Annotated in this window: 18 protein-coding genes; 8 read left to right on the top strand and 10 right to left on the bottom strand. The window is 43.2% G+C overall.

Going from position 1 to position 20,483, the window contains the following annotated elements:
* Positions 1–469 precede the first annotated feature (469 nt).
* Positions 470–1,591, top strand: coding sequence for an RNA polymerase sigma factor, RpoD/SigA family (locus F6J90_RS04005; RefSeq protein WP_293091192.1), 1,122 nt, complete (start codon positions 470–472; stop codon positions 1,589–1,591).
* 77 nt (positions 1,592–1,668) lie between these two features.
* On the opposite strand, the gene F6J90_RS04010 is transcribed toward F6J90_RS04005, so the two are convergent.
* Entirely contained in the window at positions 1,669–1,833 is a 165-nt protein-coding gene (locus tag F6J90_RS04010; RefSeq protein WP_158069346.1) for a hypothetical protein, read from the bottom strand.
* A 119-nt stretch (positions 1,834–1,952) separates the two neighbouring features.
* Here F6J90_RS04010 and F6J90_RS04015 point away from each other — a divergent pair, with 119 nt between their 5' ends.
* Both F6J90_RS04015 and F6J90_RS04020 read left to right on the top strand, forming a co-directional pair.
* A complete protein-coding gene (locus F6J90_RS04015) occupies positions 1,953–2,456 on the top strand; it encodes a GNAT family N-acetyltransferase (protein ID WP_293091193.1) in 504 nt (167 codons plus the stop codon).
* 121 nt (positions 2,457–2,577) lie between these two features.
* On the top strand, positions 2,578–2,784 hold the full coding sequence (locus F6J90_RS04020; RefSeq protein ID WP_293091194.1) for a glycogen debranching protein: 207 nt from the start codon (positions 2,578–2,580) through the stop codon (positions 2,782–2,784).
* A gap of 524 nt (positions 2,785–3,308) precedes the next feature.
* Here F6J90_RS04020 and F6J90_RS04025 read toward each other — a convergent pair.
* Both F6J90_RS04025 and ruvC read right to left on the bottom strand, forming a co-directional pair.
* Entirely contained in the window at positions 3,309–4,373 is a 1,065-nt protein-coding gene (locus F6J90_RS04025) for a TrkA family potassium uptake protein (protein WP_293091195.1), read from the bottom strand.
* Between the two features lie 427 nt (positions 4,374–4,800).
* Entirely contained in the window at positions 4,801–5,358 is a 558-nt protein-coding gene (ruvC, locus tag F6J90_RS04030; protein ID WP_293091196.1) for a crossover junction endodeoxyribonuclease RuvC, read from the bottom strand.
* 696 nt (positions 5,359–6,054) lie between these two features.
* On the opposite strand from ruvC, the gene F6J90_RS04035 reads away from it, so the two are divergent.
* Both F6J90_RS04035 and tsaE read left to right on the top strand, forming a co-directional pair.
* Positions 6,055–7,422: a gluconeogenesis factor YvcK family protein gene (locus tag F6J90_RS04035; RefSeq protein WP_293091197.1), complete on the top strand. Its 1,368-nt coding sequence runs from the start codon at positions 6,055–6,057 to the stop codon at positions 7,420–7,422.
* Between the two features lie 97 nt (positions 7,423–7,519).
* Positions 7,520–8,014, top strand: coding sequence for a tRNA (adenosine(37)-N6)-threonylcarbamoyltransferase complex ATPase subunit type 1 TsaE (gene tsaE / locus F6J90_RS04040; protein ID WP_293091198.1), 495 nt, complete (start codon positions 7,520–7,522; stop codon positions 8,012–8,014).
* A gap of 359 nt (positions 8,015–8,373) precedes the next feature.
* On the opposite strand, the gene F6J90_RS04045 is transcribed toward tsaE, so the two are convergent.
* On the bottom strand, positions 8,374–9,723 hold the full coding sequence (locus F6J90_RS04045) for a dihydroorotase (RefSeq protein WP_293091199.1): 1,350 nt from the start codon (positions 9,721–9,723) through the stop codon (positions 8,374–8,376).
* A gap of 322 nt (positions 9,724–10,045) precedes the next feature.
* Between F6J90_RS04045 and lepB the strand changes: the two genes are divergently transcribed.
* Positions 10,046–10,666: a signal peptidase I gene (gene lepB, locus F6J90_RS04050; protein WP_293091200.1), complete on the top strand. Its 621-nt coding sequence runs from the start codon at positions 10,046–10,048 to the stop codon at positions 10,664–10,666.
* Positions 10,667–10,681: 15 nt separating this feature from the next.
* Here the strand turns inward: lepB and F6J90_RS04055 are convergent, their stop codons facing one another.
* From F6J90_RS04055 to F6J90_RS04070, 4 genes are all read right to left on the bottom strand, one after another.
* Positions 10,682–11,977, bottom strand: a complete 1,296-nt coding sequence (locus tag F6J90_RS04055) for a dihydroorotase (RefSeq protein ID WP_293091201.1) — start codon at positions 11,975–11,977, stop codon at positions 10,682–10,684.
* A 154-nt stretch (positions 11,978–12,131) separates the two neighbouring features.
* Positions 12,132–13,373, bottom strand: a complete 1,242-nt coding sequence (locus F6J90_RS04060) for an RNA-guided endonuclease TnpB family protein (protein WP_293091202.1) — start codon at positions 13,371–13,373, stop codon at positions 12,132–12,134.
* 369 nt (positions 13,374–13,742) lie between these two features.
* On the bottom strand, positions 13,743–14,189 hold the full coding sequence (locus F6J90_RS04065) for a hypothetical protein (protein WP_293091203.1): 447 nt from the start codon (positions 14,187–14,189) through the stop codon (positions 13,743–13,745).
* Between the two features lie 198 nt (positions 14,190–14,387).
* Positions 14,388–15,314: a DMT family transporter gene (locus tag F6J90_RS04070; protein ID WP_366513682.1), complete on the bottom strand. Its 927-nt coding sequence runs from the start codon at positions 15,312–15,314 to the stop codon at positions 14,388–14,390.
* 129 nt (positions 15,315–15,443) lie between these two features.
* On the opposite strand from F6J90_RS04070, the gene F6J90_RS04075 reads away from it, so the two are divergent.
* A complete protein-coding gene (locus tag F6J90_RS04075) occupies positions 15,444–15,815 on the top strand; it encodes a DUF1823 family protein (protein ID WP_293091205.1) in 372 nt (123 codons plus the stop codon).
* A gap of 20 nt (positions 15,816–15,835) precedes the next feature.
* Positions 15,836–15,967 (top strand): hypothetical protein, encoded by a 132-nt coding sequence (locus tag F6J90_RS04080; RefSeq protein ID WP_293091206.1) that lies wholly within the window; start codon positions 15,836–15,838, stop codon positions 15,965–15,967.
* Here the strand turns inward: F6J90_RS04080 and F6J90_RS04085 are convergent.
* Together F6J90_RS04085 and F6J90_RS04090 are read right to left on the bottom strand one after the other, a co-directional pair.
* Positions 15,948–18,908 carry a hypothetical protein gene (locus F6J90_RS04085; RefSeq protein ID WP_293091207.1) on the bottom strand — a complete coding sequence of 987 codons (2,961 nt, stop codon included), beginning with the start codon at positions 18,906–18,908 and terminating at the stop codon, positions 15,948–15,950. The genes F6J90_RS04080 and F6J90_RS04085 overlap by 20 nt on opposite strands.
* A gap of 149 nt (positions 18,909–19,057) precedes the next feature.
* Positions 19,058–20,239 (bottom strand): transposase, encoded by a 1,182-nt coding sequence (locus F6J90_RS04090; RefSeq protein ID WP_293091208.1) that lies wholly within the window; start codon positions 20,237–20,239, stop codon positions 19,058–19,060.
* Positions 20,240–20,483 lie beyond the last annotated feature (244 nt).

The raw sequence follows: 20,483 nt of genomic DNA on the forward strand, positions 1-20,483 counted from the left end.
AGGGCAGCTTTGGTTTGGGAAGGCTCCTATTCTATCACTATTGATAGATAGGAAAATTTTAAAATATGTGAGATCCTGTTTCCAGAGTCAAAATAAATAATAAAAGCAATGGCAAGAGAATTATCTCTCCTGCTTTCACCCTAGAGTGTAACTAAAATATATGTAATTAAACATTTCGTAATTACAGATACAATTAGCCAAACTGCTTCTGGTAAGCTTAAAATCATTAATTTATAATCACGTCAATCACACATCAACTACTTGAAGCAGGTTGGGTCACTGAGCTTTGAGGGTATGGAGCGTGTTTTAGCTGCTCTGTCTAGAGTATTAACTTCTTTGTGAAACCAGCAACATCAATTTTTGATAATAGACTTCTCATTAACGGCCAATTTTCAGCAACAGACAGCCTCAATCCCTCAAGGCAAGGGTTTTAACAAACTTAAAATACACTTGCAAATCACACATCCCTATGAATATTACAGAATTAAACCACACTCATACAATGCCGTCTACGGAAGAGAAGGATTTTTATGTTACTGACCACATTGAGCCAGAGGAAACAGATTTACAGCGTGTAGCGGTCGAATTCACCGAAGACGATGAACTAGTGGTCTCTACTTCCCATAATTTCCGGAAAAGCGGCTCTGATGACACAGTGGGTGCGTTCTTTAAGGAGATGGCTCGTTACCCATTGCTCAAGCCAGACGAAGAAGTAGATTTAGCCCGTCGGGTTAAGTTCCTAGTAGAAATCGACCAACTCCGGAACGGCTTACAGGAAAAATTAGACCGTAAACCAACCAAGGCGGAGGTAGCTACAGCGGTCGAGATGACAGAACGTCAGTTGGAGGGGAATTTATATCGCGGTCGTGTGGCAAAACGCAAGATGATTCGCTCGAACTTGCGCTTAGTGGTTTCAATTGCTAAACGATATATTAATCGCGGTGTACCATTTCTAGATTTGATTCAAGAAGGTGCCTTGGGCTTAAACCGAGCAGCAGAAAAGTTTGACCCAGATAAGGGTTACAAGTTTTCTACCTATGCTTATTGGTGGATTCGTCAAGCGATTACTCGTACTATTGCCAATGATGCCCGAACTATTCGTCTACCAATCCACATTGTAGAAAAGCTCAATAAACTTAAAAAAGCTCAGCGGGAACTTAAACAACAACTGCAGCGCAATCCTAATGAAATAGAACTTGCTCAAGCGCTAGAAATTTCTCCCTCCCATTTGCGTCAGTTACTAGAATTGCGTAGGCGCTCCCTTTCTTTGAATCACAGAGTCGGTAAAGGGGAAGACACAGAACTGATGGATTTACTCGAAGACAATGATCTACGATTGCCCGAAGATAAGATGAATGAATCCATGATGCGCCAGGAGATTTGGGAAGTTCTCAGTGATGTTCTGACTGAGCGGGAAAAAGATGTGATTTCTCTACGCTATGGTTTAGCCAGCAGTGAACCCTACACCCTAGAAGAAGTAGGAGGCATGTTCAATCTCTCTCGGGAACGGGTGCGTCAGATTCAAAGCAAAGCAATGCGTAAGCTACGCCGTCCCCAAGTGGCTCGACGGCTTAGAGACTGGTTGACCTAGTGCAGTAGGTCTTAGGTCAGCTCGTGACTCCTGGATAAAGGGTAAGCTATCAGCTATCAGCTATCAGCTATCAGCTATCAGCTATCAGCTATCAGCGCTGTAGCCACGCTACCGGAACAGTTTATGCCCATAACCAAAGCTACACCGAACAGCTTTTGAATAAAATAAACTGACGGCTGATGAATAAAATAAGCTGACGGCTGACGGCTGACGGCTGTTGGCGTAGCCTGCGCGTAGCGCATATGCTTACGATAAAGGTTATGTCGAAATCAGGTAATTCCAGTTAATTAGTTACCCATTACCCAAGAAGGTATATGATAATTAATCAAATTGTCTTTTTGATTGTCCCTTTGCCAGCACTATGGGTAACTTTACCTTAAGACCAGCCACAGAAGCTGATGTAGCGATTCTGTTTAATTTAATTAAGGCTCTAGCAGAGTATGAGAAACTCTCCGACGCTGTAACTGGTAATGCTGATGACCTGAAAGAACACCTGTTCGGCCCTAAACCCTATGTAGAAGCGATTATCGTTGAACAGGGTGGTCAAAAAGTGGGATTTGCACTGTTTTTTAACAACTATTCCACATTTCTAACTAAGCCGGGAATTTATCTAGAAGATTTATTTGTATTACCGGAATTTCGCCGCCAAGGTATCGGTAAAGCCATACTCAGTTACCTGGCTCAGCTAGCAGTGGAGCGTGGCTATGGGCGTTTAGAATGGAGTGTACTGGATTGGAATGAACCTGCGATCGCATTTTATGAACGTATGGGAGCAGCAGTATTGCCAGACTGGAGAATTTGTCGAGTTACTGGAACGGCTCTCAATCAGCTAGCTGAGTTTACCGATCCAGCTTCGACTGACTAATGTTGCTCAAATGCTATACTACGATGTATATACAGCTGCGATCCTAAACGCCTAGTTGCAGGTGAACTGCAAAAAGGACATAGGGTAAATCACATCTTGGTTTATATTAAAATAATCACTAATGACTATTTGGGTAAACGAGCAGATTGATCCATCAGGTCTTCTATACTCTTGTATTGCTACATGCAACGAAGAGCAGGCTAGGGATTGCCACGAGTCGTTTCAGAACAACTTGACTGATCAGCAAAAAGCAGCGGGTTGGGTTGCCCGATTACGCACAGTTAATTCTTGGGATGAAGTGCCCGTGAATACCTTGAAACTTAATTAGAATGTAGAATGAAGAATTAAGAATCAAGAATTGAGAATTGAGAATCAAGAATTGAGAATTGAGAATCAAGAATTGAGAATTAAGAATTAAGAATTAAGAATTAAGAATTAAGAATTAAGAATTAAGAATTAAGAATTAAGAATTAAGAATTAAGAATTAAGAATTAAGAATTAAGAATTAAGAATTAAGAATTAAGAATTAAGAATTGAGAATGAAGAATTAAGAATTGAGAATGAAGAATGAAGAATGAAGAATTAAGAATTAAGAATTAAGAATTAAGAATTGAGAATTCTGCCTTCTACATTCTACATTCTACATTCTGCATTCATTCTACATTCTGCATTCATTCTACATTCTACATTCTACATTGTACATTCTACATTGTACATTCTACATTCTTCATTCTTCATTCTTCATTCTTCATTCTTCATTCTTCATTCATTCTTCATTCTTCATTCATTCTTCATTCTACATTCTTAATTCTTCATTCTTCATTCTTCATACTGACCTTCTAAGCCCAAGATCTATTTGGGCTTTGGCAGTCGTAGCAAATTGGAACGGATTGGACCAAGAATCTGGTTTAGCTCACGCAATTGATCAGCTGTCCCCATACAAATCAGTAGGTCTCCTGGTATGAGTTTAGTGTCACCGTCTGGTCCAGCAATCAGACGACCGGAATCCCGGCGAATTGCTAGGACCATAGCACCAGTTTGCGATCGCAGTCGGGCATCCCTGAGGGTTTTGCCCACGCAAGGACAGGTTTCCGGGTCTAGCAGAAACTCTTCCATATAAAAAGACCGATCAGTTCCGGTTAGAATCCCATCCACAAAATCCATGACTTGGGGTCTAAGGGCTGCAGCTGCCAAGCGTCTACCACCAGTAATGTAGGGAGAGACTACAGCATCTGCACCAGCTCGCTGCAACTTTTGAACAGCTTCTTCGGTGCTAGCACGAGCGATGGCTCGAATTTTGGGATTGAGAGTTTTGGCAGACAAGATAATATAGAGATTTTCGGCATCTGAGGGCAGGGCAGCCACCAGACAAATTGCCCGTTCAATCCCCACATTTAGCAAAGTTTCATCCAAGGTGGCATCTCCTTGTACAGAAATACAACCCATTTCCTGGACAGCCTGAACCTGTTCCAATCGGGAGTCAATTGTTACAAATGGAATTCCCTCAGCCTTAAATTCCAGAGCAATCTGACGCCCAGTCCGTCCAAACCCACACAAAATGTAGTGTTTCGTCAAACTATCTAGCAAGCGCTTCTGTTGCCTCATGCGAATTCCATCTTGAAAGTAGCCTTGAATTAGGGCTTCTGTAAACCGGTTAACAATGTAACCGATACTAATAATGCCCATAAAAATCAGAGAAATGCTGAATAGTCTTGCCCGATCTCCCATTGGCCGTACTTCTTGATAGCCCACTGTCGAAAGGGTGATTACCGTCATGTAGGCTGAATCCAACCAGCCCCAGCCTTCAACCACCCGATACCACAGAGTTCCAAGCAGAAATACACCCCCGAGAGTGATCCCACCGGCAATCAGCTCTTGGCGAAGACGTCGATATTTTTGCTCAAGGGTTGAATACACCGTTGCTTGTCATGGGTTAACTTAACTTAATACCTAGAGAAAATTCCGGTCAAACTGGCAACACCGACAGATGACAGTGGTTTTTAATATTACATATATGAATATGATTAAGTGTATTGGTTTGCTATCGGTATAGTTCACAAATATAGTTGACAGATATAGTTCACAAATATAGTTCACAAATATAGTTCACAAATATAGTTTACATATATAGTTCACAAATATAGTTCACAAATATAATATAGTTTACAAATATAGTTCACATATATATAGTTCACATATATAATATAGTTCACAAATATAGTTCACAGATATATAGTTCACAGATCTAGTTCACAAATATAATATATAGTTCACAGATCTAGTTCACAGATCTAGTTCACAGATATATAGTTCACAGATCTAGTTCACAGATCTAGTAAAGTGTTCAAGACATATGAAACCAGGCGGTCAATGCTACGGCCAAGGCATCTGCTAAATCATCTGGTTTGGGGATGGTGTCTAAGTTTAACTCCCGCATAACAGCCTGCTGAACCTCATATTTATCCGCATTACCATATCCTGTCAAAGCCTGTTTAATCTGACCCGGTGTAAACTCTACCATTGGAACTTCATGTTGTGCTGTTACTAACACCACAACACCCCGTGCCTGAGCTACGGAGATCGTAGTACTCATACGGTAGAAAAAAAGTTTTTCAATCGCCACCAGATCCGGTTGGCAGTGTTCCAGCAGGGTGTGTAAATCCTCGTAAATCGTACACAGTCGTGAGCCGTAATCAGTCTTGGCAGGGGTTTGGATGATGCCAAAATCTAGCAACTGCAATGGTTCAGGGGTTGCCTGTATTGGTGACTGGCTAGAACGCTTTGCCACTCCTAAGGAGCTTTTTGTGTTTCCTGACTTACTAATTTGGGTTGTTTGGCAACTAATTGCCCCAAAACCTAAAATAGCTAGTCCTGGGTCAATTCCCAAAATTCGCTTTTCCATCTGCCTCACTGCAGTCAATCCCTGTCCAGTCTAATAACTAGATTAGATTAATGGTGTTAGTGCTATCATCCCTAATCCCTAGTGCTATCATCCCTAATCCCTAGTGCTATCATCCCTAGTACCTAGGCAAGCGTTCCCCATTAAGTCATGAGCTGTAAGCAGCTACACTTGTCACAGGAATCACAAAAGTCTGGTGTAGCTGACTAATTGGGATTATTCTCTTTCACCCCGTATTTTTTGGGGTTACGCGACTACTCTCATACCCTAAATGGGAACTCAACCGACCTCACCGCTTTCCGCATATCGACGGGTAAATTCTGATCATAACGTCTAGGTACCGGATATTGTATTAATCACACCTTAGCCTAATTATCTGAAACTGTCGTGATCAGTACCAGCTTCATGGTGAATTCACCATTGAGGTGCGACCCAAGGGCGCGAGCAATCCCTCGCGCCCTTGGAGGCGCGCACTTTGATCAGTAATATCAATGAAAACCGCTATACCTGAAAGGTGAGCGGCTGTCTGAATCAAGCGCTTTTCACACGAATGTTTGATTAGGCGAAGAAAGTACCAATCTGACAGGCACTTCCGGAGCCTTACCCGTTCCTCACTACATGCATCGCCTCCTTGTCAAGTGCTGGAGTTCGACCAGCCATGTCTATCCGGCTTTTGTAGTTACCATACTCAGTGTAGTTATGTCCTCAATCAGTCTTTTCAAAAGAGCTCTACGTACCCTACAAAATGAATCGAGAGGTCGAATTCCTCAGCGGGTCAACCGTTGGTTTAAGTGGTTAGCCCCTGGATTACTGGTGAAGCGTTGGATACTTTTAAGTGCTGGTGGTGTAGTGCTAACAAGTTTGGGATTAGCGATTTGGGTAAAGCTGACCCCAGTTTTTTACATCATTAAATTCACAGCCCAAGTTTTAGAGAAAATTACCACCATTATTCCTAACCATGTGTCTGGTCCAATTGCGCTGATCTTGGGTCTGGTTTTCATCTTCTGGGGGCAAACCCGGACGGTAGGTTCAATTACGGAAGTTTTAAAACCCGACCACGATCGAAAACTGATTGATGTGCTGATGGATCATCGTCGGTTAAACCGGGGACCGAAAATTGTAGTAGTTGGCGGTGGCACTGGTCTTTCTAGCTTACTTAGAGGACTAAAGGTTTATAGTGCTAATATCACTGCTATTGTTACGGTAGCTGATGATGGCGGTTCCAGTGGACGGCTGCGACGGGAAATTGGAGTGCTACCACCGGGGGATATTCGTCACTGTTTAACGGCACTGGCAGACCAAGAAAAGTTGTTAACCGAACTGTTTGAATACCGTTTTCGAGCTGGTAGTGGTTTAGTCGGTCACAGTTTTGGAAACCTCTTCCTGACCGCAATGAGTGATATTACTGGCGATCTAGAACAAGCTGTTGCTGCTAGTTCTCAGGTATTAGCAGTGCGAGGAAGAGTGTTGCCAGCTACCCTAACTGATGTCAGCCTTTGGGCTGAATTAGCTGATGGACGTCGCATCGAAGGAGAGTCTAATATTACTGATGCTCGGGGAGTGATCAAAAAAATTGGTTGTACTCCCGAACATCCACCTGCTTTACCAGCAGCACTCAAGGCAATTCAGGAAGCAGATTATATTATAATAGGACCCGGTAGCCTCTATACCAGCATTATTCCCAATCTGTTGGTGCCAGAAATTACCGATGCGATCGCAGCTTGCTTGATACCCCGCATCTACGTTTGTAATATCATGACCCAGCCAGGGGAAACCGATGGATATAGTGTCTCTGACCATATAAAAGCCATTGATAAAGCCTGTGGTAAAAGGCTATTTAACGCGGTACTTGTGAATCGAAAATACCCCTCAGCTGGGTCACTGATTAAGTATGCTCAAGTTAAGTCTCATCCAGTATTTCTAGATCGAGAAGAAACTTCTAAATTAGGGCGTCGGATTGTAGTGACCAATGTAATGTATGAAGATGAGGAAACTCATTTAGTGCGGCACAATTCTGAAAGGCTGGCACGGGTTTTATTACGGTGGTATAGTCGAGCACATGCTTAGATAACGCGAGTCCGAGGAAAATTTTTAAAGGAAAAGAAAAGCTGAGATATTAACTCAGAATAACCATAATTCGAGGTACTCTATTGCTAAATAACTAATGACCAAAATTTTTCTAGCTGATGCTAAAGCAACGCGATCGCTAGGTGTGGAATTGGGGAAGTCTCTCCCAGCTAGTAGCATCATTTTGCTGGAGGGAGACTTAGGGGCTGGCAAAACAACCCTAGTTCAGGGTATTGGTGAGGGACTAGGCATTACTGATGCCATTGTTAGTCCCACCTTTACTCTGATCAATGAGTACACAGAGGGACGTATCCCCCTGTATCACCTCGATTTGTACCGCTTATCCACCTCAGAAGTAGAGTCATTAAACCCAGAACACTACTGGGAGGAAATTGAGGTGGCTCCGGGAATTGTCGCAATCGAGTGGGCTGAACGTCTACACTATTTGCCACCCAGTTATCTACATCTGACACTAACCTATTCCCAGGACGGTGGACGTCAGGCTCAATTCACCTGTAACGGTAAGTTTGATTTAACTTGGCTGTTGGATAGGTTATCTGGTTGTTCGCCCTTGGCGTCGAGTGTAGAGTAGGTTAAAGGTTAGTGGGATTGAGGTTGCCTGTTTGATAAGTTAGAAGGTTTAAGGTTGAACGCGATCGCGTGGCCGAAAGGCCAAGGTTAGAAAAGTTTAAGGTTAAGTACCTCGACATAAATTCCGTTAAGTGTGTTAACTTGATTAGAATTGCTCAACCCCTTTCTGTTACCTGATCCGAAGTTCCCTATTTCCTGATATCAACAGTCAACTTTAATTTTTTCCCACTTCCGCTTAAATCCGATATAGTACTACGCATTAAGGTAAGGTTAGGACATTGATAAAAGTTGAAAAGCTAATGCACGTCAACTTTTGCCTCTTGCCTCTTGCCTCTTGCCTTGCGCGTAGCCCTATAGTGCTTAACTGGTAAAAGTTAAAGCTTCACCTCGCACGTCTGTGTTCAATTTTCCTCTGTCGTAGACTACTTGACCACCAACAATGGTCATCACTGGCCATCCGGTTAAGTTCCAACCTTCAAAAGGACTCCAGCCGCATTTGGTTAAAAGTTCTTCCCGTAACACTGGGTGGTAATTTTCCAAATCTACCAGTACCAAATCCGCATCATAGCCAGGAGCGATCGCACCTTTGTTGGGAATTCCATAGGCCAATGCAACTGCTGTAGACATCCAGTCAGATACTTGAGCCACACTACACCGTCCCTCTATGGCTTGAGTCAGCATCAGTGGCAGAGATGTTTCTACTCCAGGCATTCCCGAAGGAGTGTGGGGGTACCCTTTCGCTTTTTCCTCCAAGGTATGAGGAGCATGGTCTGTGGCGATAAAATCAATGACACCATCGAGTAGAGCTTGCCAAAGAACTTCGTTGTCGTGGCAGGAGCGCAAAGGCGGATTCATCTGTGCCAGGGTACCAATCTCTGCATAAGCATCGGTATTTAGTAAGAGGTGCTGGGGAGTCACTTCCGCCGTCACCCAGCTAGGTTTGTCTTCCCTAAGCAATTCAGCTTCTTCAGCTGTGGATAGGTGCAAGATATGCAAGCGCCGCTGATATTTTTTAGACAACTTCAGAGCTAACTTGGTGGCATTAAGGGCAGCTTGATTGTCCTGAATCTTAGAGTGAACAGCAGGGTCAGTAATTCCAGCAAATTCCTTACGCCGCTGATTAATTCTAGCTTGGTCTTCAGCGTGTACTGCAATTAAGCGATTGTACTTCCCTTCGCTAAAACCTTCAGCAAAAATTGGTTCTATCACTGCTTCATGATCTACCAATAGTGCACCATGAGCTGAACCCATGAATATCTTAATCCCACAAGTCGGCTGGGCATTGTGCAAATCTGGCTGATTTGCTGGTGTTGCGCCGATAAAAAAGCCATAATTAACTAAGCACTTATCTGCCGCTCGTTTGAGCTTGTCATCCAGTGGGGCTTGGGTCGTCGTCGGAGGACGAGTATTCGGCATCTCTAAAAAGGACGTCACTCCACCCTTGGCACAGGCACAACTGGCAGTAAATAAGTCTTCCTTATGTTCTAGACCTGGTTCCCGAAAATGGACTTGGGGATCAATTACCCCTGGCAACAAAGTTAAGCCTTGAGCGTCTATTTCTTTATATGCCGTAACGTCCGTTGGCACTGGGATGTCTGGGGCAACCTGAACAATCCTTCGACCGCAGGTGTGGATATCCCCCAGTAAAAATTCACCAGAGGGCAATAGAATACGAGCATGGCGGATAAACAAGCAAAAGTCAGACAACATAGGAGGATGTTATAATTTGACAGTTTCCCTGCTCGGTGTCTAGGTAGATACAGTAGATACAAACCTGATATATAGCTAAATACAGACAACCGCAGCTAACCTACCACCATGGCACAAATAAACAGGGTTGTCCTGCCAAATTGACATTATTGACAAAACTTTACATAATCTTGATTTAGGCTCCCCTACTAACTTTAAATTTTTAAGATCTAGCTAGAAAACCCCAGACGTTTAAATTTGCTGTTAAACTTGCTGATAATTTCCCAATCAGCTATTTGTTGAAATTTCCTCAAACTTGTGTATCGGTAGTAGTTGAATGGATATGAGTCGTGTACCAGATAAAAGACCAGAAAAAAAACCTACACAGCCTTCTAAAGACAATGCTTGGGTAGAAGGAATCAAAACGATTAGCTTGAGTGCTGTTCTTGCCTTTGGGATTCGCACGTTTGTGGCTGAAGCGCGATACATCCCATCGGGATCAATGCTACCGACACTACAGCTTTACGACCGCTTGATTATTGATAAGATAAGTTATCGCTTTTTCCAAGACCCACAACGAGGAGAAATTGTGGTATTTGCTCCCACTGAAAGGCTCAAAGAGCAAAATTTCAAAGAGGCTTTTATCAAGCGCATAATTGGGTTACCCGGTGACAAGGTTGTGGTGGAAAATGGGCGAGTTTATATCAATGATCAAGAAATAGAGGAAAAGTATATCGAAGAAGCACCACAGTACGATTTTGGACCGGCAACAGTACCACCAGACCAATACCTAGTACTGGGAGATAACCGTAACAATAGCTACGACTCTCACCACTGGGGGTTTGTCCCTCGTGACAAAATTATCGGTCGTGCTGTATTGCGGTTTTGGCCGTTAAATCGAATGGGGAAATTGAAACCAAATCCGATTTATCCTGAAGGGTTGAATCAGTCAACTGACTTATGAAGTATCAGTACTTCATTATTGATATTTTCGACTTGCTGGACACCAAGTTTGCACGACACGACCAATTAATTCTTGCCCTAGCCAGGGGGTATTACTAGAAAGGGATTTGAGGTTTTTTTGGTGAACAATCCAAGGGGATTGAGGATTGAATAAGACTAATTCAGCCGATTGACCAGGAGCAGTGCTAGGGGGGTCTTGCTGTAGACAAATAGCAGGATTTGTGCTAAGACTTTTCCAAAGTTCTAAGGCTGACCAATCCCCTGTCTCGACTAGAGTATGCCAGAGCAGGGGTAGGGCTAGCTCTAAACCAATCACTCCTGGTGGTGCTTCAGCAAAGGCAACAGTTTTTTCTTCATAAGTGTAGGGAGCGTGGTCAATTGCGATCGCATCAATAATCCCCTCCCGAACACCTCGGATCAGTGCGGCTTGGTCAACTGGGTTTCCCAACGGGGGTTCCAAGCGCAAATTGGAGTTGTAACTGCATAAGTCTTCCGTATTGAGCAATAGATGCATCCAAGTGGTACTGGCTGTTACTGGCAACCCCGCTGCTTTGGCTGATTCAATCAATTGCACAGCGCGACTGGTGGAGATACGCATGAGATGGACTGGCGTGCCAGTGGTTGCTACAACTTCTAATAAGGCAGCGATAGCGGATGATTCTGCGATCGCAGGATTCCCTGGCAAACCCAAACCAATTGACTGGATACCTTCTCGCATCACTCCCCCATTTGCCAACTTAGGGTCACAAGCCCAAAGTGCTACTGGTTTACCCAAGGGTTGTAGGTATTCCAACAACCGTCGAACTAGTCCTAAATTACATAAAGGACGTTCATCGGTAAAGCCCACTACTCCCCCTAGAGCTAGTTCCGCTAATTCAGTCATTTGCTGTCCTTCTAACCCGATGGTAAAGGCACCCCAGTAATAGAGTTGAGGTGAAGAAGGTGGGAGGGTCAGATGCGGAGAGTTTTGGAGTTCTTGCCGTTGTGCTAAAACAGCAGAATTGTCTAGGGGGGGTTTAGTGTCAGGCAAAATGGCTAAGCGAGTAAAGCCTCCATTTGCCGCTGCTGCCAGTAGTGAAGACCAGGTTTCCCGCTGCTCATGTCCTGGTGCACCAGAATGGCTGTAGAGGTCTACTAGTCCTGGTCCTAAAATGTGTCCCTGACAATCTTGCACCACTGTATCGCTAGAGATTTCCTTGATGTGAGTTTCCACTGCCGTGATTACACCATCAGTAATCAGCACATCAGCGACTTGGTCAATTCCAGAAACTGGGTCTAAAACCCGGACTTGTTGAAGTAGTTTACTATTCATTGGGGAAAGGGAAAAGGAAAAATAATTGGCTTTTAACTCAATCCCCCTTTCTAGCTACTCATGTCTAAATTACTTGTTATGACTACTTATTTTTTACCTTACTACGTACAATTGTGAACTACCCCGGCCTACTTCGTTGTTCGCGAAGCGTGGCCTACGGCCAGGCCGGGGCTTCCAGCTTCACGGAAGAACGCCTTAGCTTAGACGGGCGTCCTCGCTTTGGTCTTACTTCTTCGACCCTGGCGTTGACCTCCCCCGTCCCAGAGGAGGATAGCATTCTGATCCCTTCTGCCCTAATATTCTTGGCCGCATTACCGTCTCTATCGTGGTGAGTTCCGCAACTTGGACAAACCCAAGTCCTTACATCTAGCGGCAACTCCTTGATACGGTAATGACAACTAGAGCAGGTCTTAGAGCTGGGGAACCACCGGTTTATTTCTACTAAAACTTTCCCTTCTTTTTCGCATTTATAGGAAAGGAAGTTTACAAAGGTTCCCCAGCCTAGATCAGAAATTGCTTTAGCTAGTTTGTGGTTACGAACCATGCCCTTGACGTTTAGGTTTTCGACTACCACTACCTGATTCTGGTCTACAATTTTTCTAGATAGTTTGTGCAGGTAGTCTTGGCGGACATTTCCAATACGTTCATATACCTTAGCTACAATCTTACGAGCCTTTTTGCGTCCACTGCTGCCCTTCTTCTTTCGGGCTGCAATGCGTTGTTTTTTGGCTAGTTTTTTCTCGGATCTATCTATAGGCTTGGGATTGCCAAATTTAGAGGTCTTTTCGCCGTCATAGGTAATAGCAAAATCCTTGATACCCAAATCAATCCCTATCACCTTTCCCTTCGTTGATGGCTTTACACTATCGGATTCGTATTCCATCAAAACAGAAGCGTAATATTTGCCAGAAGGTGCTTTGCTGACTGTTACAGTTTTTATTTCCCCATCTAGTGGTTGATGAATTACAGCCTTGACAACTCCTAATTTTCCAGGGAACTTTAGGCAATCACCCACCTGTTTAACATTTTGGGGATACTGAATTGATTGGCGATGATGATACGATTTAAATTTGGGATATTTAGCTCTACCTTGGCCTATTGGCCACGCTACGCGAACAAAAAAGTTTTGATATGCACGACTAAGGTTTAGACTCACAGATTGCCAGACCTGGGAGTAACAATCCTTTAGCCATTCAGTCTCCTTTTCTTTCTTGAGTTTTGGAAGCATAGAGTTGAGTGCAGATTGTTTCAAGCCTTTGCCAGTTTCCTTGTAAGTTTCTATGCACTGATTCAAGGCATAGTTCCACCACCAGCGAGCACATCCAAAGTGCTGGGCTAGTATCATTACTTGTTCTTGTGTGGGATAGATTCTGACTTTGACGGCTTTATGTTTCACTGCACTCAACCTTTTTATCGACCTGGATTACTATTATATAAGTTTTGTATTAAGACGTCAAGGTATAAAGTCAATTTTCTGGCTCGCTATCCATCCCCAACCTACTTGGCCGTAGGCCACGCTACGCGAACGTAGAGGTTGGGGAATTCCGCGAGTTTTGTTAACATACCACTTTGCCAGATTATGTCAGACCTCTGAAGAGGTGACGAAATAGCCGGAAACCCTTTACGCTTAAAGGGGACTGAATCATTGCAGGCTTTCTGGGAGCATCCCAATTTGGCATAAATATACCACATTAAGCTGTATGAACTCGATGTTAATGCCCATATCAAAAGATATATTTTCCAAAATGGGATGCTCCCGAATTTATTAATTTTTATTGGCAGCAAATACGTTAACCAATTTGACCACTTGTGCGGGTCTATGATAAAATGTCCAATGCTGCGGAGACTCTGTTATAGCGTCAGTGTTGGATATTTTCAGCGTTTTTGTGATGTCTTCACTATTGGAAAACGTGGCTAAGTAAGTTGTTATTTCGCTAGCGCTGTAAGTCACATAATCATCATCATTTTCTATTTTGCCGTTTCTATCTCCTGGAGCATCATTTTTCAAAAGAAGAAATGAGATATGGTTAGGGGGAGCAATAAGTTCCACATATTGCGTCGGCAACAGATCACGGTCACAAAATGAATGTAGAGTTAAGTCACATATTTCCATCTCAGTTTCACTACTTGCCAGGGCATTCATCACATTTAACGTTAGCACTAGCATACAGGTTACTAACGTTACAAAACAAGTTTTGATCATTTTTTCCATTTCTTTTTTGCTTCTCCTAAGTCTGGCATAATGTAGTCAATTAACTACTTTTTTAGTACTACTAGGCTTTCTAGCTTAAAGTTAAGCTAAAAAACCTCTTTATTGGAGGCTAAACTCTATCAATGTTATACTTTTATCAGTATAAACGACTTGTTCGAGTTTAAAACCACTCGCTGCAAATAAGTCCTCAGCTGACTTTCAACCTCTTTTCAAATTAGATCCATAAACCGCTACTGCCACCCCAACTAACAATACCACGGCACCTACGAGCACTAATACCCCTGGCACTTCCTGAAAAATCAGATAGCCCAAAAAACAAGCACCAACGGGTTCAAACAAAATAGCTAGGGTCACCAGGGTAGGATTAATCCAGCGTACCAACCAGTTAAAACTGGTATGTCCTACCATTTGGGGGAAAAGCGCCAATAACAAGATGTAGACGTAAACTCCTACCGGATAATTGATATAACTGACACCCCAGAGTAAGGATAACAGTAACAACACCAACGCCCCCATACTGTAGGCGACAGCACTATAGCTACCGATACTCAAACCCCGCTGCTGTGCTTCACGTCCCCAAAGTACATACAAACTTGCTATCACTGCTGCCATCAATGCTAGAGAATTCCCCAACAGAGGATTACTCCCACCACTGAGAGCACCCCCATCCCCCAAACTAATCAGCACAGCACCTACAAAGGCCACACCAATTCCCAAAACCGTCAGCCTAGTTAGTTTTTCCTTGAACCACAGCCAAGAAACTAGAGCAACCCAAATCGGAGTTGTGGTAACTAACGTAGTAGATGCCGCAATGGAGGTAAAAGACAAGGAAGTAATCCAAGCCACAAAGTGTAGCGCTAAACAAATACCAGCCCCACTGGCATAGAGTAATGCACCTGGACCTAGCTGAGCTTGCCTGAGATTGCGCCAAGCTGGTAACAGTAGCATAGACGCAATAGTAAGGCGAGACCCAGCCACGAACAGGCTAAACCCTACCCCACTCACCCCAGCGGATGCGATCGCTAATCGCGCAAAAATAGCTGATGTGGAAATCGCCAACACACCAGCCAAGAAAACCAATCCCACCTGCCACCGCAGCGGCTGCTTTATAATTTTCATAGCCATACAGCTTCAATCCCTAACCATTACCATTATTCCGGGAGAAGTACTAGGATAAAGGTGAAAAAGCCCAGATAGTCTAACTGTATCTAAAATCTACTTAATCCTTGAAAATTCATAATTGATAATTCAACTATGTTTGAACTACCGCCACTCAATACTAATACAATTTGGTCAATTTTAAACGAAGAAATTGATGACGATACCGTTAATAAACTACTCTGGTACTATCTAGGTTATCGTTATAACTCAACTACCGGGCAGTGGGATATAACTGAGGTTAATCCTGAATGGCAAGAAGACTATCCCGAGCCACCCAATTTCCTAGAAAGCCGCCCTGCTACCGTAAAACTAACCCGTTCAATTCCCAAAGAAAATAAACAGCTATTGAAAGAAAAATTAGGTTTCAAAGGTTACAAAATCGGGGAATTTGGTCCTCGACAAACTCGCCGAGCTACAGCCGCAAACTGGTTACTGAATTATATGGAACAAAACGACATTAAATGAATGAATTGTGATAATTTTTGATGCCATATTCCCTACGCCCTACTCTCTGTTCCCTGTTCCCTGTTCCCTGTTCCCTGTTCCCTGCTCCCTCAAACCGAGGACTTTTTACCTCAACCAATTGTATAAAATACTTCATCCTTCAACCGTACTAGATAAGTCAGTAGGAACAACTACACACTCCAACTCCGCCTTGTGACTCTCCTGCTGGTTCTCCAAATTAATTGCGATCGCTTCAATTCTGATTTGAGTCGTGCCTTGGGGTATAACTAATTGAGTCATTGCCTCCAGCTCCCCAGCCGCATTGGGGAGTAAATCTATAATAGAACGGGTTTCCTGGAGCAGAGAGCGAGTTTGGACGTCTTTAACCCACAATTTAATACATAAACGAGATTGACTAGGAGGAAGTTTTATGGTAACCATTACCTTTTCTCCAGCAACTAACTCCCTCGTAGTCGGTATTGATAAAGTGGGTGCTGCTAAGGTCGCATCCAACTCTAGGGATGAAAGATTCTCCAGTTTAGCCTTCAAGTCATGTTGCTTGGTTGCTTTAGGTTTTGTCGGTTGTGGGGCTATTTCTCGATCGTCCACTACAATTTCCTGAGTCGTCCAATCGTGACTAGTAATACCAACTCTAGGGGGTGTTTCTGGCGTTGCTAATTCTGAAGGAACTAGGGGCAAATCCTGAGATTCTGTCATTGACTCCAAGACCTTTTCTGGAAATTCCCTAACCTCTCCTTGATTGCTAGCCTTTTGATTCCTCTGTTCATTTTCCACTGCTGATTGCTCTTCCCCAGCAGGATTACTCTCTGGGGATAATTCTAACCTCAGCAATTCCAACAATTCATGATCTTCAGCTAAAGCACTCAACCGTGACCAAAAACGCTCTTCCATGTTTAAGGCTCGGAAAGATTCTTCTAAACCGAGCGACTCAGGATCTTGTACAGACTCTAGAGTCTTCGTAGTATTGAATAATTGGTTTAGTTTGGAATTATTGAGCTGGGTATCAACTGATTCTGAATCCTCTAACTGATCATCTGTCTCAGATTCGTCAATTTCACTAATCTCAATAGTTTGGATTGGCTCAGATTCCATTAGGGAATTAATCAGCACTTCAGAAGCATCATTAGAATTAGATAAGACCTCGGACTTTATCTCTAAAGTACTATCTTCAGTACTATCTTCCGACTGTTCTACTGTGTCTTGAACTACTGTGTCTTGAACTACTGTGTCTTGAACTACTGTGTCTTGAACTACTGTGTCTTGAACTACTGTGTCTTGAACTACTGTGTCTTGAGGCTGTAACTCTGACCCAGTATCTTTATCCCCATGCTCTAGTTCTGGATTGGCTGTAGTGGAGGAATCTTGATCATCTAGGGAAACTGACTCAGATACTTTAGACTGATCTTGGACATCTTCGTGCTGTGCCTCAGGGTCAGCCACCGACTCGATTGTAGGCAAATTGGGCAATTGGATAGATTTAAAAGTTGTGTCACTCAGCTGATGGTGGTACAGTTTTGGTGGTAAAGAGCGTTTAGAGATAGGTTGCAAGAACAGAGATGGATGGTTTTGGGGTAGCTCAACCAGATCCAGGGGAGTCTGCTCTAAGGGGTCTTCATCTAATAATAGAAGGTCTTGATCAGGTTGATCAGATTTTGCAGATGCAGCGATCCGATTAGCCAGTACTACCATGGTTTCCATTGGCATCCCCTGATTCCCTGGCACAATTACTTCTAATAAATCCTCTACATTAGCTGTAACCGTAAATTGTTGAGTGGCTAAAGGAGTTGATTTTGAGTTATAAAGGGTTATTTTTCCTAAAATTAGACCACTTTGGCAATCCGTTGGAATATCTAGACTATGGCTAAACCCCAAAGATAACTCCTGTTGAGATAGGGAGTACTCAACATCTAACAAACGTTTTCCTGTTTGAGGAAACCGCAATTGATAGCGTAGGGTAGCAGGAAATAAGTTTTCTAAAACACTATCTAAAACACTAACCGTTATCCCATCACCATTATTATAATTATCATTATCTAATAACAATTCCCCTTTGATAGTCAAAGACTCTCCTCGCCTTGCCAGGAAAATTTCCTTATCTAGTCTTAGGGTTAAACCGTACTTATTAACCTCTGTATCTGAAACCCAATCTGAATCAGAAGTTTTTCTTAGCTGTTGGTTATCTTCAGATTCCCTATCTTCCAACTCATCCAATACTGGCTGAAGGACCTGTTGTAGTAGTTGCTCCAAAGTCTCCAGAGATTCCTCCATGATGGAATTCTCAACAGTCGATTGGAGTGGTAAGTTTTCCGATATAGTTGCTGTTGGTTGTTGGTTGCTTTCAGGATTAACAGGTGCCTCTGGGTAAACCTCTTCTACCCCTTGCAAAACCGTCTCTTGGCTAGGACTAGATTCCTCTTGGCTAACCCCCATTGCTGCTTGGGCTTGGTCAACAGGTAACTCTGGCGCAGCAATGGTTATGGGTTGTTCTTCTGGTGGTGTTATCTGACTCTGGTACTCCTGAGGGTTAGAAAACTCTGAGCTAGCATCTGTTGCTTTCAGGTCATTAGCAATAGTATTGGTGGAGGGAGAATCAACAGCTAGCTCAGGTGTAGTCAAGGAATTGTCTATTTGAGGCGACTGAGTATCAGTTTGGGTTGCTTCTACTGGGGTGGATTCTACTGGGGTGGATTCTACTGGGGTGGATACAGAGGTTTTAAGGGGTGTCTCTACATCTTTGACCTTGGGTATGACTTGTAGCGCTAAGGATTTTCGCCATGACTCACCCAGAAAATCGTCCATGATATCGTTACTGCAACGTAACTTCCACAGACCAGGTTTAAGCTTGGTGAAAGGAATCACCACCATTAACCCTTCTGAGTTGGTGCGACGCCATCGTTTCTGGGACTTGCGTTTGGGTGGCACTTGCTCTGTGCTATCATAGGTGACGCAAATTTCTACATCAGTATTGGGCAAGTTGGAACGAGCCACTATCCGATACCGACCAGATTCAATTTCCATCTCAGAAGACTTGATTGGCTTCCAGGAGCGCTCTCCCTCTTTCTGTAGTAGAAATTCCCAGTACTTCTTAGGCATTGTCAATATCTATGACCCAAAGACCTGCTAATTGACTTGATTGCTTTTCCAATTAGCTTACACTTTAAGTCGAGTATTTTGCTTATTCCCACCCTCGGGATTTTTGACACTCCCCGTCCTAGAAGAACGGGGATTCTTTAATCAACGAGTCAGCGTGGCTCTTCCAGACCGGAATCAGGAAGAGTAGAGGCTGATTCTCCTAAAGCGTTCGGATCTATGATCCAGGTTCCGGTATGCCCTACCGTACCCAAGGCTCTTTTTAGAATATTAATGGCTGCATTATGGTCGCGATCCAACACACACCCACACGAGCAAGTATGCGTTCTGGTTGATAGCGATTTTTTGACAACTTCACCACATTTTGAACAGTTCTGACTAGTATAAGCAGGGTTAACGGCTATTGTTTGCCTGCCAAACTTTTGTCCAAAATATTCCAGCCATTTTCTAAATTGATACCAACCTGCATCATTAATAGACTTGGCAAGACAATGATTTTTTACCAAATTTTTTACCCTCAAGTCTTCGTAAGCGACCACGTCGTTAGAGTGGATTACGCAGCGCGCCAGTCTCTTGGCGTGCTCTTCACGCTGCCTACTTATCTTAAGGTGTGTTCTACCTAGTCTATTAATGGCTTTTTTGCGATTGACTGAGCCTTTCTTTTTGCGAAAAACCCGACGTTGATAAAACTTAAGCAGTTTCTCACCCTTACGATAAAACCTTGGATTTGTCTCTACACCTCCCTTGGAGTCGGTATAAAACTCCTTAAGTCCAACGTCTAAACCAACGTTGGTGTGCGAAGGCTCTAAAGGTTTGCTAATATCAACTTTGATACAAAACTGAACATAATAGCCATCCGCTCGGCGCACTAATCTAACTCGTTTTATCAGCGTCTGATCGTAACGCCATAACTCCCAGGTTCCTTTTAGTTTTAGTTTCCCAATACCTTTTTTGTCTAAAAAATTTATTGATTTAGTATCGGGGGATAGTTTCCAGCCAGATGTTTTATACTCAACTGACCTAGAAAACTTCTTAAACTTAGGATATCCCTTTTTACCAGGGACTTGTTTTTTACATTTATCGTAAAATCTAGAAATTGAGTTGTAAGCTCTTTCAACTGAAGCTTGACAGGCATGAGAATTTAAGGCTTTAACAAAGGGATACTCAGACCTGAGCCACGTATTATGACGATACAAGTCTTTTTGTCCTATACCTTTATTGTCCATCCAGTAACGGATGCACTTGTTCCGAACAAACTGACCGGTGCGAATCGCCTCATCAATCGCAGCATATTGAGTTTTATTCCCTTTGACCTTAAATTCTAAGACTATCATTTTGACGTGGAACAACTCTACGTAATATTATAGCACGAAAAAAATAAAGCCGTCCTTCTAGGACGGGGCTTGAGGCCCAAATTTTTGGTCAACCACCGGATTCGACAGAGTGACTGAGATCTACTCCGTTTAAGGGGATATGAAAGCAATACCACAAAATTTACCCTTAAGATGTGCCTGTTGATACTAAATTTTAGGGCTAATCTTAAGCAGTAAGCAGTAAGCTATCAGTTATCAGCTATCA

This window comes from Moorena sp. SIOASIH (assembly GCF_010671925.1).
In the GTDB taxonomy this organism is placed as follows: domain Bacteria; phylum Cyanobacteriota; class Cyanobacteriia; order Cyanobacteriales; family Coleofasciculaceae; genus Moorena.

Coding starts and splice junctions, on each gene's coding strand:
- F6J90_RS04005 (WP_293091192.1), top strand. CDS start 470: ATGAATATTACAGAATTAAACCACACTCATACAATGCCGTCTACGGAA.
- F6J90_RS04010 (WP_158069346.1), bottom strand. CDS start 1,833: ATGCGCTACGCGCAGGCTACGCCAACAGCCGTCAGCCGTCAGCCGTCA.
- F6J90_RS04015 (WP_293091193.1), top strand. CDS start 1,953: ATGGGTAACTTTACCTTAAGACCAGCCACAGAAGCTGATGTAGCGATT.
- F6J90_RS04020 (WP_293091194.1), top strand. CDS start 2,578: ATGACTATTTGGGTAAACGAGCAGATTGATCCATCAGGTCTTCTATAC.
- ruvC (WP_293091196.1), bottom strand. CDS start 5,358: ATGGAAAAGCGAATTTTGGGAATTGACCCAGGACTAGCTATTTTAGGT.
- F6J90_RS04035 (WP_293091197.1), top strand. CDS start 6,055: ATGTCCTCAATCAGTCTTTTCAAAAGAGCTCTACGTACCCTACAAAAT.
- tsaE (WP_293091198.1), top strand. CDS start 7,520: ATGACCAAAATTTTTCTAGCTGATGCTAAAGCAACGCGATCGCTAGGT.
- F6J90_RS04045 (WP_293091199.1), bottom strand. CDS start 9,723: ATGTTGTCTGACTTTTGCTTGTTTATCCGCCATGCTCGTATTCTATTG.
- lepB (WP_293091200.1), top strand. CDS start 10,046: ATGAGTCGTGTACCAGATAAAAGACCAGAAAAAAAACCTACACAGCCT.
- F6J90_RS04055 (WP_293091201.1), bottom strand. CDS start 11,977: ATGAATAGTAAACTACTTCAACAAGTCCGGGTTTTAGACCCAGTTTCT.
- F6J90_RS04065 (WP_293091203.1), bottom strand. CDS start 14,189: ATGGAAAAAATGATCAAAACTTGTTTTGTAACGTTAGTAACCTGTATG.
- F6J90_RS04070 (WP_366513682.1), bottom strand. CDS start 15,314: ATGGCTATGAAAATTATAAAGCAGCCGCTGCGGTGGCAGGTGGGATTG.
- F6J90_RS04075 (WP_293091205.1), top strand. CDS start 15,444: ATGTTTGAACTACCGCCACTCAATACTAATACAATTTGGTCAATTTTA.
- F6J90_RS04080 (WP_293091206.1), top strand. CDS start 15,836: ATGCCATATTCCCTACGCCCTACTCTCTGTTCCCTGTTCCCTGTTCCC.
- F6J90_RS04085 (WP_293091207.1), bottom strand. CDS start 18,908: ATGCCTAAGAAGTACTGGGAATTTCTACTACAGAAAGAGGGAGAGCGC.
- F6J90_RS04090 (WP_293091208.1), bottom strand. CDS start 20,239: ATGATAGTCTTAGAATTTAAGGTCAAAGGGAATAAAACTCAATATGCT.